The organism is Haloarcula sp. CBA1131, assembly GCF_008728975.1.
In the GTDB taxonomy this organism is placed as follows: domain Archaea; phylum Halobacteriota; class Halobacteria; order Halobacteriales; family Haloarculaceae; genus Haloarcula; species Haloarcula hispanica.
In genome coordinates this window covers 192,616-208,013 of sequence record NZ_RPCY01000002.1, presented here as the reverse complement: position 1 = coordinate 208,013, position 15,398 = coordinate 192,616, and the positions used below count along the sequence as shown (strand labels likewise).

Annotated in this window: 12 protein-coding genes and 2 pseudogenes; 13 read left to right on the top strand and 1 reads right to left on the bottom strand. The window is 54.8% G+C overall.

The features are described 5' to 3' along the window. Positions 1–225: 225 nt before the first annotated feature. The 4 genes from Har1131_RS16320 to Har1131_RS16305 all read left to right on the top strand — a co-directional run bounded on the left by Har1131_RS16320 (position 226) and on the right by Har1131_RS16305 (position 4,962). Entirely contained in the window at positions 226–507 is a 282-nt protein-coding gene (locus tag Har1131_RS16320) for a winged helix-turn-helix domain-containing protein (RefSeq protein WP_004515801.1), read from the top strand. A 400-nt stretch (positions 508–907) separates the two neighbouring features. Continuing rightward, a complete protein-coding gene (locus Har1131_RS16315; protein ID WP_225308149.1) occupies positions 908–2,749 on the top strand; it encodes a CARDB domain-containing protein in 1,842 nt (613 codons plus the stop codon). 333 nt (positions 2,750–3,082) lie between these two features. Beyond that, positions 3,083–3,925 (top strand): glycosyltransferase family 2 protein, encoded by an 843-nt coding sequence (locus Har1131_RS16310; RefSeq protein WP_151147472.1) that lies wholly within the window; start codon positions 3,083–3,085, stop codon positions 3,923–3,925. Between the two features lie 278 nt (positions 3,926–4,203). Further along, on the top strand, positions 4,204–4,962 hold the full coding sequence (locus Har1131_RS16305; RefSeq protein WP_225308161.1) for a DUF1616 domain-containing protein: 759 nt from the start codon (positions 4,204–4,206) through the stop codon (positions 4,960–4,962). A gap of 150 nt (positions 4,963–5,112) precedes the next feature. Here Har1131_RS16305 and Har1131_RS16300 read toward each other — a convergent pair whose 3' ends face one another. Further along, positions 5,113–5,913, bottom strand: coding sequence for a glycosyltransferase (locus Har1131_RS16300; protein ID WP_225308148.1), 801 nt, complete (start codon positions 5,911–5,913; stop codon positions 5,113–5,115). A gap of 630 nt (positions 5,914–6,543) precedes the next feature. Between Har1131_RS16300 and Har1131_RS22750 the strand changes: the two are divergent. The 9 genes and pseudogenes from Har1131_RS22750 to Har1131_RS16270 all read left to right on the top strand — a co-directional run bounded on the left by Har1131_RS22750 (position 6,544) and on the right by Har1131_RS16270 (position 15,359). Further along, positions 6,544–7,289: pseudogene (locus Har1131_RS22750) on the top strand (asparagine synthetase B family protein). Beyond that, a pseudogene (locus tag Har1131_RS22215) lies at positions 7,289–7,695 on the top strand (asparagine synthase-related protein); the annotation flags it as partial. The pseudogenes Har1131_RS22750 and Har1131_RS22215, both read left to right, overlap by 1 nt. Positions 7,696–7,964: 269 nt before the next feature. Further along, the gene (locus Har1131_RS22210) at positions 7,965–8,429 is read left to right on the top strand and encodes an asparagine synthase-related protein (RefSeq protein WP_255518492.1); all 465 of its coding nucleotides are present in this window, start codon (positions 7,965–7,967) and stop codon (positions 8,427–8,429) included. Positions 8,430–8,652: 223 nt separating this feature from the next. Then, positions 8,653–9,321: a glycosyltransferase family 4 protein gene (locus tag Har1131_RS22205; RefSeq protein WP_255518491.1), complete on the top strand. Its 669-nt coding sequence runs from the start codon at positions 8,653–8,655 to the stop codon at positions 9,319–9,321. Beyond that, on the top strand, positions 9,207–9,749 hold the full coding sequence (locus Har1131_RS22200; protein ID WP_370455093.1) for a glycosyltransferase family 4 protein: 543 nt from the start codon (positions 9,207–9,209) through the stop codon (positions 9,747–9,749). Before Har1131_RS22205 ends, Har1131_RS22200 begins: the two co-directional genes overlap by 115 nt. 235 nt (positions 9,750–9,984) lie before the next feature. Beyond that, the gene (locus Har1131_RS16285; protein WP_014031325.1) at positions 9,985–11,775 is read left to right on the top strand and encodes a hypothetical protein; all 1,791 of its coding nucleotides are present in this window, start codon (positions 9,985–9,987) and stop codon (positions 11,773–11,775) included. A gap of 60 nt (positions 11,776–11,835) precedes the next feature. After that, on the top strand, positions 11,836–12,792 hold the full coding sequence (locus tag Har1131_RS16280; protein WP_044952851.1) for a glycosyltransferase family 2 protein: 957 nt from the start codon (positions 11,836–11,838) through the stop codon (positions 12,790–12,792). Positions 12,793–12,904: 112 nt separating this feature from the next. Beyond that, positions 12,905–14,101: a sulfatase-like hydrolase/transferase gene (locus tag Har1131_RS16275; protein ID WP_151147463.1), complete on the top strand. Its 1,197-nt coding sequence runs from the start codon at positions 12,905–12,907 to the stop codon at positions 14,099–14,101. 76 nt (positions 14,102–14,177) lie between these two features. Then, positions 14,178–15,359 carry a glycosyltransferase gene (locus Har1131_RS16270; RefSeq protein ID WP_014031322.1) on the top strand — a complete coding sequence of 394 codons (1,182 nt, stop codon included), beginning with the start codon at positions 14,178–14,180 and terminating at the stop codon, positions 15,357–15,359. The last annotated feature ends 39 nt before the right edge of the window (positions 15,360–15,398 follow it).

Sequence of the window (15,398 nt, the reverse complement as noted above, 5' to 3'; positions counted from 1 at the left end):
TGCCAAACACGTAGATGAAATGCGTGTTATTTGAATTGAGCGGAAGAACGATATTACTCACCACATACTCAGTATGCAGGGTACTCAACCGGAATCGTGTATGGCTACGAAGCGAGACCAAGAGACACGAGCGAAACAATTAACCACAGGCACATGGAATATCACTGTACACGAGTTTGTGTCCAAAGAAGGTAGCTGGTACACTCGTGCATACGAATAGATACGATGGCAGACTTTGATCAGTGGGACGAAGTGAGCTACGTAATCAGTTCACGGTATCGAGTCGAGACTCTCCGCCGGTTGTCAGAAGGCCCTGCGACACCGTCGTTAATTGCGGACGACAGGGAAATGAGCATTGCTCACGTATCGCGCGCCCTGCAGGAACTCCGTGAGTCGGAACTGGTCGACCTATTAGTTTCGGAAGATCGGAAGAAAGGCCGCGTGTACGACATCACTGAGAAGGGTGTCGATATTTGGGAAACAATCGAACGGAAGAACATGGCGTAACTGTCGCGTCTCGGCCGCGAACTGATAGAATTGCACAAGCGCGTGGACTTAGAACTATCTCTCTCCCTGTTTTCGATTCGAATTGAACTTGTAATTTGATGTGGGTATCTCGCGTATAACCTATTCCATTACACCAACTCCGGTATTAGATCACAAGATGGTGTGTTTTTCATAGATTCAGCTAACGGTAGTCGCATAATTGAGACGCCGACGAACGGTATCGACTCACTACGACTATGGCTGAAAGCTCCACTTTGGGGAACGTGTCTGGTGGTAAACGTCTGCTACCCATTCTGAAACCTACCTGTAGAAACCCGCTTTTCGATATTGAATGCAAAGAGTGTCTACCGGTGGGTATAGCAGCCGTAACAATAATGATTTGTAACATACCTGCGTACGCATGTTGTCCATAGGCTACGGAAAGTTACTGATTGGGTGCGTCGCTGGACTGTTACTCATTGGAGGTGCTACGTTAGGGCTTGGAATCGGTGGTTTCGCCGATGGACCGGCCGATACGGAGACCACTGTGAGCGAGGACGAACTGGAGATACGCACTGTGCAGTCTCCGACCGAAATTCGGCCGAATGAGCCGTTGCGTGTGGAACTTCAAATCACAAACGCGGGGTCGGAAACGACAACACAACAAGTAGCGCTACGATTGAACAGGGACGGACAGTCTCCTGAAACGGTAGCAACAAAACAAGTCAAGGTTTCGGCTGCAGAACCGGCGGACGTGACGTTCGCTGTCGAACCTGATCAAATCAGTCCCGGGGAATACACGTACGCCGTTGCCGTCGGTGAGTCATCGGCCCCGGAGTCAACTGGGAATGTGGCTGTCCTCACCCCGCCTACGTTTGTCCTCGCTGATACCACTGAAAACGCTACAATCGTCCGTGGAACCAACGCCTCCATCCGAGCAAACCTGACCAATGTCGGTGCATATCGTGGCGTCCAGACAGTGCAAATCGCTGTCGATGCAGACCAAAACGGCCAGTACTCCGATGCTGAAACGCTGAATGAGAGCGTCCACTCGCTTGCGGGCGGCCAGAGCCAGATGAGCACTGCCACGGTCCGAACTGCTGATCTGGAGCCTGGCGGATACCAATACAGGGTCGCCACCGAAAACACGACAACGACCGGAACACTCCACGTCCAGCAACCGGCGACGTTCCGTGTGCAGAATACGACTGCACCGGCCAACGTAACGAGGGGGGAAACTGCCAATGTCTCAGCAGTCGTCGAGAACGTTGGTGACGTGGACGGGCTCGACAACGTCACGCTCCGGAGTGATTCCATGAACACTACCTATTCGCGCACCGTTTCACTTGCTGCCAACGAAACGACAACGGTGTCTATTGATGTGAATACGACGAATTTGAGCCGCGGGACACACAACCATTCGCTTGGAACTGCTGACGACATAGATACCGTCTCGATGACGGTACAGGATAGTCATTTCGAGGTGTCGGATTTGGCTGGACCGAATGTCCTGTATGTCGGTGATACGGCTGTGTTCTCCGCGGACGTAACGAACACCGGTGAAACCACCGGAACTCAATCGATCCAGCATCGTATCGACAGCGATGACGATGATCGGCCGGAAGCCTATGGAGTCGACAGAAATGTCACGCTCGCACCCGGCGAGTCGACTCGCGTTCGGTTCGAGGTTGAATACACGGTAACCGACTCGACGGATTACCCCGTAGAACCACTGAGTCTGCAGACGTACGTCTATGGCGTCTACTCAAAAGACGCGCGTGCGTCAACAGCTATGTCGGTCAAGCCGTCATGGGAAAAAGACGGCGGGTCCAGCGGTTCCGGCGGAAGTACCAGTGTCTCTGATGGTGACCGCGCTTCGCTTGATGAAATAACCCAGGACAAGTACGGACTCTACTATGATGAGGTGAGCGGTGAAACGAAGCGCCAGATCGAAGAGATTCACGAACGCCAACCGTTCGCGGACGGCCTTGCAGCCGTAGAGGTGCGGACGCGTGAGGAAATCGCCCGGCAAGAGTACGGTGCCGATGTGAAACCTGGGGAGAAGTTTAATTTCACAGGACTAGAAATCGAAACCCAACAGAAGGTCGAAGCGGACTTCGATGCACAGTTCCAGACTGACTCCGGTGACCGAATCGAATCTTGGGACGAACTGGCCAACGACACGTACGGGAAGTCGTACGAGAACCTAACCGCTAGTCGCCAGGCGGACATCAGGACGACGTATCAGGATCAATTCGAATAACCACTCCCTCTAACAGTAGTAATCGCCGTACGTGGGCGCTTTTCCGAATCGGTCTAACGAGATATTTATCGATCCGACAGTCCACTGTATATGACCGCTAACCCTGGAAAGTAAGGAATAACAATAGACCGATTTGCCCAACATGGCGACAGAGAGGGCCCTATTGGTGGCCGGTGAGCGGCCCTACGACCTACCATGACTATCACTGAATCAGAGGTTGCTATTGGCGCGTGGGTCTGGCATGAAAGCCGACCCGGGATGAGTAGCTCCCTTTTCGGTAACTCTGTGCGTACCGTAGCGGACTCACTCCACTCACCAACAGGGGGACATAGAGTGTATAAAGGCTCGACCGTCGGTGTCGTCGTTCCGGCACACAACGAAGAGGGGTTCATCGGTGAGGTCGTCGACTCACTTCCGGAGTACGTCGATCAGGTGTTCGTTATCGACGACTGCTCGACAGATGGCACATGGACCGAAATCAAGGAATACGTGGATACTGAGGTGAAACCCGCAAGTGTGACCGGGGACTCCGCACAACAAATAGTTGTCGCCGACGGGGCCGGGACAATGGTATCTGAAAGCCAGACGTTTCTCGATAAGCGGATCGTCCCAGTCCGTCATCAGACTAACGGCGGTCGCGGGGCTGCCGTACAAACCGGATACGAGCTAGCGCTTATGAGCGGCATGGATACGGTTGCAGTCCTTGATGGCGACGGCCAGATGGACCCGAACATCCTTGATGAGATACTCGACCCAGTCGTTGAGGGGGATGCGGATTACGCGAAAGGCAACCGCCTCATATCGCGACGCCACTGTACTCAGATGTCCAACTGGCGGCTGTTCGGGAATGCGCTCCTCACGATGCTGACCAAGATCGCGAGCGGACACTGGCAAATGCGCGACCCACAGAACGGATACACCGCGATTTCCGCGACGGCGCTTGACCAGCTCTCGCTGAACGATCTGTTTGACGACTACGGATTTCTGAACGATATGCTAATTCACTTAGATGCGAATGGGATGACTGTTCAGGACGTACCGATGGAAGCACTCTACGGCGACGAGTCGAGCGGGATTCGATATGGCTCGTTCATTCCGAAGCTATCGATTCTGTTACTTCGTGGGTACGTCTGGCGGTTACAGCAAAAGTATCTCTCCCGAACAGAATCAGAGTGATCACTCCGAACGGTTGGATATCGTTCTTTGACACCACATTCGACACCGTCAATGACCGTTATGAAGTTTTTACTTATCATGGCGTAGGCGTGAGCGGAACTTATGGGCAGGTGGTCGGATACTTCGCCAGCGACTGTCGATTTGCTTGTTACCGTGGGGTACACAGCGGTTGTACTCTTCGCAACGCTGTCGTCTCTTGAAGGGGTGCTCCTCACGGCCATCGCGTTACCCTTCTTGCTGTTCGTCCGGGCTATGCTGTAGTCGCGGCCCTTTTTCCAATTCGGAACCCGGAGGATGAACACCACCGGCTGATTACCACAGAACGGATGCTGTACTCGGTTGTAGCAAGTATCTGTTTGGCAATTATCGTCGGAGTCAATCTTGAGTTCACGCCCTGGCCGATTCGCCCGACTCCGGTTGTCACTGCCCTTGCTATCGTAACTGTTGTGGCAACCGGAATCGCGTGGTATCGGCGCTACAAAAGGACACAGACGGGCCTGAGCCAGACCTCGATGCCCTTCGGAAACTCACGAGCGGCCAGCGGTGGTTCCGATGAGGAGGGAGTCCAGCTGGGGACCGTAGTTGTCGGTGTGGCGATCCTCGTGACGTTTGCCAGCGTGGCGCTGGTCGCGGCTCAGCCACAGCGCGGCGAAGCGTACACAGAATTCGGGCTGCTGACCGAGAATGAGACAGGCGATCTGGAGGCAAGCGACTATCCGGAGCAGATTGCGTTGGGCGAGCCCGAACAGATGTACTTCACCGTCACGAATCACGAGATGGAGACAACCGAGTACGTCGTCGTCGTGCAGATGGCCAGAACCGCGCCGACAGGCGAGGTCATCGAGCGCATACGTCTCGATACTTACAGCAACCGGACAGCGGCTGGAGACCGCTGGCTGCAGCGTCACACGGTGACGCCGGTACTGGAGGGCGAGCGCCTGCGGTTGACGTATTTGTTGTACAGGGGAAGTCCGCCGGATCAACCCACAGCTGAGAACGCGTACCGTGAGGCTCACATTTGGGTCGACATAACGTGAGCTAACAACGACAGGAGTCTGGGAGTAGGTTTTGGACAGTTCTGATGGATGGTATAGACCGGAGCTATAGTACCAATTGAAACGATTTCCACACTGATCGCACTGCCGTCGTGCGATCAGGTGTGCATTGATTTTCAATGGCTACTATAGTCACGAGGGGGTGAGCGGCTCGGATCGTTTATCGACACTATCGGTGGTCTCCACCGATACGAAATTTCGAATAAACGCTTCGTACTGGTCGATCACAGCCGCGGGAGCGAAATCGTTCGCACGCTCGATCAGCACATCGCTCGGGAGTGGCTCGTCGAGCGTCGTCCGGATGGCCGCTGCGAGTCCCTCGTCGTCATCGACATCGACGAGCGGGCCGTACTCACCATCTTTGAGGATCTCTGCCGGGCCGCTGGGACAATCGGTCGAGACGACCGGACATCCGCAGGCAAGGGCCTCGATGAGCACGGTCGGCAGTCCCTCGTGGACCGAAGACATCGCGAGGACGTCCGAACCCGCCATGTAGCCGTAAGGGTTGTCGACAAAGCCGGGAAACGAAACCGCGGCGTCGATACCTAACTCGGCCGCGAGGGTTTCGAGTTCGGCTCGCTTCGACCCGCGGCCGACAATAATCGCACGCGTGTCCGGTCGAGCGGCATGGACCTGTTCGAAAGCGCGGAGGAACGATCCAAAGTTCTTCGCTCTCTCCAGGCGTCCGACACCGAGAACGACGTCAATGTTTGCCGATTCGATCCATGGATGATCCACCGGCTTCCCTGCCCGCTCTTGGACCTCATCGACAGGGATCGGATTGTGGAGGACAGACACCTTCTCGCGGTCGACACCGACGTGTTCCACGATGCTCTTAGCGACACCTTCTGAAACGGCGACGAACTGGTCCGACTGACCGGCGAGGCGACGCTGCAGCCACTGGACGAGTTTCTCTTTCGATTCCTCTTGCATCCGAGCGTGTTGTGGATCGTCGAGATGGCGGTAGTGTCAGCGCCCGATAGAATCTGCGAAATCATGTGCATATCGTTGGCATACGTCATCTGTGAGAAGAGTATCTGGGGAGATCGTCGCCGCAGATATCGTACGAGAGCGGGAACGCTCGCACCGATTCCTATCCCTGGTATCCTCTGTGTTCCGAGGTCGACGACGTTTACGCTTCCGGCGACATCGGTCCGGAAATCCCCTCGTTGTACGACACGACAAGGTCTACGTCATATCCGCGCTTAGAGAGCCCGTTCGCGACAGAAACTGTCACACGCTCGGCACCACCGACTGTCAGAGAGGGAACGAAGAACGCTATCGGTCCAGTGTTTTCCATTAGTTCACAGTCTGTGTGAAAGGGCTTGTTTATACTCACCCTACGCCGATTCTCGGACACGTTTCTGACTTTCCTGCAATGCTTTGGTCGATTCGAATAGCTTAAATTGTTCATTCAGGCAGCGTAAGGGACAGAACTGCCCCGGGGACGTTCCACAGCGGACTGACAGACCCATATAGGCAGCGTTGGGCGGAAGATAGCCCGTCTGACTCGCCCGTGTAGGGAGGGTATAATTTTGAGCATCGATGTAGATTACGCGAACAATGTGTGGAATCTGTGGTCAGTATGTTCGATCTGGCTCTCCTGAAACCGACGTTCTTGAACGTATGAACGACTGCCAGTGTCACCGAGGTCCTGACGACGATGGGGTTTTCAGAGATGGAAGTGTTGGACTTGCACACCGCCGGCTCAGCATTATAGACCCCGAGAACGGGGGACAGCCGATCCACAACGAGGACGGTACCGTAACCGTCATCTTCAACGGAGAGATCTATAATTACGGGGCTCTCAAGGAACGACTCACGTCCGCAGGACATCGATTTACCACTCAAACCGACACCGAAGTACTGGTCCATCTCTATGAGGAAGAAGGTCCAAGTTTCGTCGACGAACTCGACGGAATGTTCGCGTTCGCTCTGTGGACAGTGAGCGAGAACGTCTATTACTGGCCCGTGACCCGATGGGTATCAAACCTCTCGTTCTCGCCGAAACGGACGACAAACTCGCGTTCGCCTCCGAGCTCCCATCGCTGTTCGAGAGCGACATTGACCTCGGCGGCATAGATCGGGACGCACTGGCTCAGTACTTCGCATTCGGATATATTCCGGCACCGAAAACGGCCTTCCGTAACGTCTCGAAGGTCAGACCCGGCGAGCGGATACTCATATCGGACGAGGTATCGACCGCGACAAATACCACGAGCCATCGATCACGCCTCGTGATCCCGACATTGATACCGCTGCCTCTCACCTACGCTCGCTCGTCGAATCGGCGGTCGAAAAACGCCTGATGGCCGACGTTGACCTCGGAGCGTTCCTCAGCGGGGGATCGATTCGACGATAATCGTCGGGACGATGGCACAGTTACTCGATGATCCCGTGAAGACGTTTACCGTCGGTTTCAATCAGGATCGATTCGACGAATCCTGGGCGGCACGAGAAGTGGCGTCTTTCCACGATACCGACCATCACGAGATCACACTCACAGCGAATGACGTACGCGAGTCCGTACCGGACGTACTGAATAAATTGGGGGAGCCCTTCGCCGACCCGGCACTGATGCCGAGTTACGCTGTGTCTCGAGCCACGAGAAATAACGTCAAGGTCGCACTCTCTGGTGACGGTGCTGACGAACTGTTCGCCGGCTACGATAAGTACCGAGTCGAGTCCCTGTCAAAGTACTATCGAGCGCTTCCGGCCCAGATACGGAAATACGCCGTCGAGCCGGCTGTGAATGCACTACCCGCCTCACGAGGGACTGCGGTCGGCGACGCCGTTTACAAAGGACAGTGGTTCATAAATCGGAGCGGAGAACGATCAGTTCCGGAGCGTCACTTCGATTTAATGCGTGTCTCCGACGACCAAGCTATCCAGTCCGTGACGAACGTTGACCCAATCGAAGCTGGGCAGACCGCCCTCCGGACACAGCACGCCGCGATATCCCAGAACTGGCCGATAGAGAGAGCTTGGCACGGATACAGGCTGTCGATACCCGCTTATCGCTCCCAGATCAGATGCTCACGAAAGTCGACCAGGCCAGTATGTACAACTCACTCGAGGTACGCGTTCCGTTCCTCGATACTGATGTCGTTGAGTACGCACTCAGTCTCCCAACAGACCACAAACTAACTGGCCGCGATCGAAAACGTGTGCTGAAACGAGCCTTCGATGATGTACTGCCGGAGTCTATCTTACAGCGAAACAAACACGGGTTCGATATGCCGATCGGTGAGTGGTTTAAACACGAGCTTGCTGACGAGTTCGTCTCGATGGTCCGTGCTACTGATCTGGGGATTCTCGATACCGCGGCGATTTTAGAACTATTCGATGAACACCTCGATGGAAACCACGATCACTCGCGGTTCCTCTGGACCGTCTACGTCTTCAAGCACTGGGCTGTGCGTATGCAAGAGCAGGGGGTCCTCGAATAGGAATACGGTAGCAGGATTTAGTGTGACTACATACCACCATCTGGTGTCTTGTACTGGCTATAGAGGCCTATTACTCAAAAAATCGGACTATTAACTATACCCCTCTACCTGTAAGAGTCGGGCGAAATAAATGCACATACTCCGGGTCGCCCAAGACATCTTCCCTGAAACTGTCGGTGGTGCGCCATATCACATACATGCTCTGAGCCGTGATCAGGCTGCGATGGGGCACGAGGTCACCGTCTTGACTGTCTCGGAAGAGGTGGAAGAGCGAGAGGTTACCGATCAAGACGGGTATACGTTGATCAAACAACCGCCGAAGCTAGAGCTCCTCGGGAATCAGATCTTCGCCAACACTGTCGGTGATCTACGTGGTCTGGAAGACTTCGACGTGGTTCACACCCACTCTCACCTGTTCTTCTCGAGTAACGTGGCCGCGCTGTACTGCCGAATGGCCAACATCCCGATTGCAATCACATGTCACGGCCTCAACTCACAACGAGGTCCGTTCTGGTTCTCGCGTGCACACCTTCGTACGCTGGGTAAGTGGACGTATGACTCGGCCGACGTCACGCTTTGCTACACCGATGTCGAGCAATCCAAACTTCGTGACCTCGGTGTCGACGCTGACATCGCGGTTGTAAACAACGGGATCGATACCAACCCGCTTCTCCCCTGCTGGACAGACCCATCCGATATCGCGAGCCAGGGCGGCCAGGCAATCGTGTTTGTCGGCCGCTTAGTCGACGGAAAGCGACCTCAGGACGTGTTAGCTGCATTCGATACGGTACGAGAGCGCTGTCCGGACGCATCGCTGTTCTTCTGTGGCGACGGCCGCTTCGAGACAGTCTCGAATCGACGGTCGCTGACGAGGGACTTACAGATGCTGTAGAATTCCTGGGGCGGGTCCCCTATCAGAAAATGCCCTCGGTGTTCAGAGCAGCGGACCTGTTCGTCCTTCCGAGTCGGACTGAAGGCTTTCCACGGACAGTTATCGAAGCTTTAGCCTGTGAAACACCAGTTGTTGCCAGCGATCTCGAACAGACCTCGAAAATAGTCAACCAAACGGGAGAGACAGTCCAAGTTGGCAACGTCGAGGGATTCGCGACGGCGATTTCTGATTTGCTCAGCGATCAGCGCGGCCTCTCAGAACTGGGAAAACACGGCCGAGCAATCGTCACGACGCGTTACAACTGGGAAGAGACAGTGCAAGAGACAACGGAAATACTGGGCCAAGTGGCTGAAATCGGTGACTCCGTGATTCGAGACAAGACGGAATCGACCAGCAGTCCCACACCTGTGGTCAAGGACGAGATCTGAACGAATGGCGAATCGAGCCTCGACTGATTCCGGTTGCACAGTTCCATACCACTGTCGCGTCTTCGTGGCCCAATCGATATTGCGGTTCAGGTGGTCTATTGAAGCTGGTCGAGGCCTGACTTTGGTGAGGGCGTGTATCCACTGCGCGTTAGTCGCTGATTACTTAATATCTACCGTATGCAAGGCAGGGAAAGACGTGGACCTCACACTGCATCGCGAGCCAGAAGGGTAATAAATGAGTCACGAGACAAATCTCGACCGGGAGTCGTTCGACAGCTTCGAGTTCGCCAACCGTGACATACAGGAATATCTGGTCATACTCCTAGCCGGTATCCTTATCCTCGAGAGTGCGCTCTTCCTGTCCATTCAACCGGTAACCGGATATGAAACTTCGCTGGCAGATGGACTGTCCCAGCTGTTCTGGTTCACTTTCTATTCGGTCATGATCGGTGGAATATTGACGCTGATAGCAGCGGCTATTACGCAAACGAGGTACTGGCGACATGGTCTTGGCCTCGTCCTTTCAAACTACGCGCTGTACTTCTTCCTCCCAAAAGCTCGCGGCTATCGGTTTTACGGACAAGGAACGGCAGATGCACTGCAACACTTCGGCGATGTTAGGGCGATTCTCGAAACGGGAACACTTCCCGGAATCTGGTATCCAGGTGAACATGTGCTGATGGCCGAGATGGCGATGCTAGGTGTCCCGATTGACGCGATGCCATACTTGGTAGCGTTGTTGTTTACGACGCTTCAGATAATCGGAATCGGAGTCCTTGTGAAGACGCTCTCGGGTAAACGGGGAAGTCTCGCGGCCGGATTAGCAGCCGGTAGCACTCTCATTTATACGACCTTCCATCTCTCAAACCACCCGGCGATGAACTCATTCATGGTCGTTCCGGTCCTGCTCACGCTCACAGAACTGTACCGACGGAGTAACGACAACGAGTACCTGCTCTTGATTCTCCTGGTTGGCCTGTTCATCATCTACTCACACCCGATGACAACCCTGTTTATGCTAGGTATATTACTGTTAACCTCGGTGTATTCCGGGCTGTTCGGACGGCTTTCCCTATCGTCCACTCCGCAACTCAGTCCGCGGCTTGGTGTGGCCTTTCTTCCGCTCCTATTCGCCTGGCTCACCAATTTCGGTCAGACACGCCAGGCCATAATAAAAGTCGTTGCGGCACAGGATGATATGAACCCAGCAGCCAGAGAGGTACAGCGAGCCGGCTCAGTCCAGTTTTCACCTCTACAGCTCGCCGAGAAATTCATCACTCTGTACGGCTCGACCACAATTTACTTCACTATCGCCGGGACGTTCGTCCTTTTGACCCTATACTGGTTTCTCTCCGAACGGATGCGGTACGACTGGGGCTTCGGTTCGGTTCACTTCGTTGCAGGACTGGGTATCGCAGCGATCTTCCTCCTTAGCAATCTCATCGTGAAAGGCATAATAAGAGTAAACAGATACGCACTCCTGTTCGCTGCAGTCCTCGTGGGGATGGCACTCATCCATAGCGCCACCAAGCGCAACTCGGTAACCACCGTTGCTTTGACCGTACTCGTACTCCTAGGTGCCTGTCTCGCTGCAAGTGCTGCCTACGAGCCAAACCGTCACATGACCTACGCAGAGTACGATGGGTCTCAATTCATGGCAGCGAATATTGACGAAGGGGTTCCGATCCATGCAATGGATACGTCACATAAGATGGAAGCGTTCGTCTTAGGCACAAACCATCCCCGCTACTACCCACAGAGTTTCGGTATGAACAATAACTTGCCTCGGAACCTCGGCTATTTCAGCCAGGATGTTATCGCCTCTGATACGTTTGGCCGAAGTTACGTTGTCACGAAGACACACGATGTCAAACAGCACACTGCCTCGTATTATACAAAAGACCAACAGGAATATCTATTCCGATACGGTGAAGACAGTCTGACGAGAATGCACAATGATCCAACGGCAAACAAGGTTTATACCAACGGTGGGTTCACTGGGTGGTCCGTAGCGCCCCAAAATTAGCCAGCAGAGCCACGCATAGCCAGACACTAACTTTAGATGCCGCAAACCACCACCAGCCATATGCCAAATCCGCTCGTCAGCGTTGTCCTCCCGACATACAAACGACCGGACAGACTTCGGAGTGCAGCACGGAGTGTCGCAGAGCAGACGTACCCAAACATCGAACTCATCGTCATCGACGATCACTCCCCGCAGCCGGCAGCCGATACACTTGCCGGAGAGCCGCTACGAGGTATCGAAGTCAACTGTGTCCGTCACCAAGAGAACAGAGGAGCGAACCAGGCAAGGAACACGGGCATTGAGCGGGCAGAAGGCGAGTACATCGCGTTGTTAGATGACGACGACGCCTGGGACTCCGAAAAGATTGCTCGACAGGTTACTGAGATGGCAGAGAGCGCTGACAGCGTCGGCGTAGTCTACACCGGCTGTGAGTACGATTACGGGGACTACACACGGGACGTTATCTTCACGGCGGAAGGGGATGTTACCAAAGACCTCCTTCTGGGGGAGTCGTTCGGTGAATTCTCGACACTGATGGTTTCGGCTGATATCATCCCACAGGCCGGGCTCCCTGACGACCGGTTTCCCAGCTGGCAAGATAGAGAGTGGCTGATACGACTCTCGCTACATAGCGAGTTTCGCGTGATCCCCGAAGTACTGACATATCGGAACTGTCCCGAGGGAGCGGACCGAATCAGCAATAACTACGCTGAGAAGCGGGATATCTCCTACCCATTAATGGTAGAGAAACACCGAGAACTCGCTGCAGGGTACGGACGTCGGTACGAACGGGCCTTCCTCGCGTCACTGCTGTTCATTCTTGGACAAGAAGCGTTACGTTCCAAAGCATACTCTGATGCGAGAACGCAACTACTTAAGTCAGTGTATTATTGGCCGTTTCGAACCGACAGGTGGCTGTTTGCACTCGCTGCGCTTGGGGGCAGATTTAGCTACAAGCCGGCGAAAAACGCCATGAAGACCCTCAACTCGATTAAAACTGAAACAATTACGAAATGAGATGTTTTCGGTAGATATCCCGTCCCGTCACCGGGTACTGTTTTTTATGTGCTGTTTCATACCTCGTAGGTGTGTCTTTACTATATTGTTGTAGTAGCCACCCTCTGGTAGCATGGAGATCGACGTAGAGAACGTCCTCATATACGTTGACGACGCTGTCAGATATAACGCAATTAACGATGATCTCGCGGAACTCGGGCAGACCCACAAGACGATTGCAGCATCAACACACACGCCCACGTCGTTCGGGAGTTTGTTGACCGGGCTGTTACCACCGAACAGCAACATCCACAGCTTCAAGCATTCTGTCCCTGCGAACGTCCGCTCAGTATTCGATATTGAGAGTCACGAGGTTTCGATAGCTGCTCAGGGCGGCATGAACAACAGTATTGCGGAGATGTTTGCTAATCCCCCACGGAAACCGATTGACGATGTCGAGCCACCATTCGTCCACGTTGCGCGCCGGCCCGGTGGCCACGCGCCGTACGACGGATTCGACTGGGACGACTACGAATATCGCAACGAGACCGCTCTCGAATATCTCTGGCGCGTATCGTCGGACCCGGAAACGGCGAGAAAAGACTACTACAATGGTGTAGACCGCTCGTTCGAAGAGTTCAAGCGCGTCCTCCAGACGCTTGAACGCAGAGGCCTTCGGGAAGATACCCTCGTCATCTATACCAGTGACCACGGTGAGGTCCTCGGAGAGTACGGGTACTTCGGACACACACACCTCGCGACGCCTGAGGTCGTATACGTTCCGACGTCGTTCATTCATCCGGAGCTGGACTCCTCCGGCGAGAACGGGCTCTTACACCATGTGGACATCTTACCGACGGTCGCCAGTGCGATGTCCTCGCGACCTGATTTCGGTAGGGTGGATGGGAACGCAGAGGGAGAGGGTCGGGCGACCGGCTATACGCACCTGAACCACATTCGATACGGCTCGTTACCGGGACCCGCCGAGACGTTCGTCAGTCTCACTGGCGGGTTTGAGCGGACAATCAGGAGCCTCTGGGACGAACACGGTGGCCACACGTTCGTGGACGGACACAAAACGACATCATCGATTGTCTTTCTGGCGTTGCTACTGCAGAAGCCCTTCGGTCGACAGGTCTTGCACAACAGGAAGCTTCGAGATTCATACTGTCGGTTCCTGCCGGGACATCAGGCGTATGGGGCCCCGCAGTTTACTGAGGACGAAGCGCGGGCGGAGATTGCGGATATCCTCTCCGGGGAGAGTGAGGAGACAGTACGCGACATCGACGAGGAGACGACAGAACAGCTCGAAAACATGGGTTACCTTTGAGCATGACCGTTCCCGTGAACACGGAGTCCACACCTCATCTTACAAATAGCAGACAGCCCTATGGAGTGATTCAAGAATGACAGCGGAGCGGAAGACTCTCTGGTACTTTATCGGTGCACTTGTCGTCGGTGGTGCCGAGCGCACACTCATCGACCTGGCGAACGAAGTCAACGGCGAGGAGTACGACGTCACCATCTGGACAATATTCTCTACGAACCCGCTCGAAACAGAACTCTCACCGGAGGTCACCGTTCGGTCGCTTACGGACGCTGGTCGTGTTGCGAACGGGGCGATAGAGGGCGTCGAAAGCCCGCTCGTCTATCTGCTCGCCCCGCTCAAGTTCTGTCTTACCGCCCGCCGTGAACAGCCCGATCTCATACAGTCGTTCCTTTTTTACGACAACGTAATTGCCAGGCTCGCCGGCGTGTTCTGTTCTGCAACCATTATTACCGGCATTCGTGAAGTACCTAACGAGGAACCGTTCGTACGCCGCGTTATCGATCGGATGACGATCTCACTCTCGGATGTGATCGTTTCGAACTCCACAGCGGGCCGGGACTACGCTGTTAAACGCGGTGCAGAGGAAGAAAACGTGGCGGTGGTCTACAATGGCCGGAACATCGAACAGTACCGAACGACAGACTCGGCGGAGCTGCGATCAGAGCTAGACATCCCGACGGGGGCCACTGTAGTCGGCACCGTCGGTCGTCTCGTCGAGCGGAAAGGCCACTTCGATCTGCTCGATGCGTGGCCGACTATCGTCTCCGAGATACCCGATGCACATCTCGTATTCGTCGGTGATGGTGCCGATCGGGAGCGGCTGACGGAACGGGTCGACTCACTCGGATGTGCTGATTCGGTTCATTTCCTCGGAACGCGACAGGATGTCCCAGCGCTTCTCGGTGCGATGGATGTCTTCGCCTTCCCATCTCATTACGAGGGGCTCCCAGGTGCAGTGATCGAAGCGATGGCCGCGGAGCTTCCGATCGTCGCGACACCTGTGGATGGTACTAGCGATCTGTTGGAGAATTACCGGACGGGGTTGTTCGTCGACGTGCAGGCACCCGACGAAATTGCGTGGGCCACCATCCGTCTACATCAGCACCAGCCACTCGCTGAAACGCTTGGAACCGCCGCAGGACAGCGGGCGGCAAGCGAGTTTACGATCGAATCGATGGTGGACGGGTTCGAGCGATTGTATCAGGAAATCGAGACAGAGCCCGAAGAGACCCCCTACGTACAGCCGCTGACCGGGTAACGGCTCCCCCGCAAGCTTACCGGGAGAGTAACAACAGTA

What these genes read in the sequence shown, in the direction of transcription:
- Har1131_RS16320 (WP_004515801.1), top strand. Translation starts at nt 226, where the DNA reads ATGGCAGACTTTGATCAGTGGGACGAAGTGAGCTACGTAATCAGTTCA.
- Har1131_RS22205 (WP_255518491.1), top strand. Translation starts at nt 8,653, where the DNA reads ATGGGGCACGAGGTCACCGTCTTGACTGTCTCGGAAGAGGTGGAAGAG.
- Har1131_RS16315 (WP_225308149.1), top strand. Translation starts at nt 908, where the DNA reads ATGTTGTCCATAGGCTACGGAAAGTTACTGATTGGGTGCGTCGCTGGA.
- Har1131_RS16270 (WP_014031322.1), top strand. Translation starts at nt 14,178, where the DNA reads ATGACAGCGGAGCGGAAGACTCTCTGGTACTTTATCGGTGCACTTGTC.
- Har1131_RS16300 (WP_225308148.1), bottom strand. Translation starts at nt 5,913, where the DNA reads ATGCAAGAGGAATCGAAAGAGAAACTCGTCCAGTGGCTGCAGCGTCGC.
- Har1131_RS16285 (WP_014031325.1), top strand. Translation starts at nt 9,985, where the DNA reads ATGAGTCACGAGACAAATCTCGACCGGGAGTCGTTCGACAGCTTCGAG.
- Har1131_RS16280 (WP_044952851.1), top strand. Translation starts at nt 11,836, where the DNA reads ATGCCAAATCCGCTCGTCAGCGTTGTCCTCCCGACATACAAACGACCG.
- Har1131_RS16275 (WP_151147463.1), top strand. Translation starts at nt 12,905, where the DNA reads ATGGAGATCGACGTAGAGAACGTCCTCATATACGTTGACGACGCTGTC.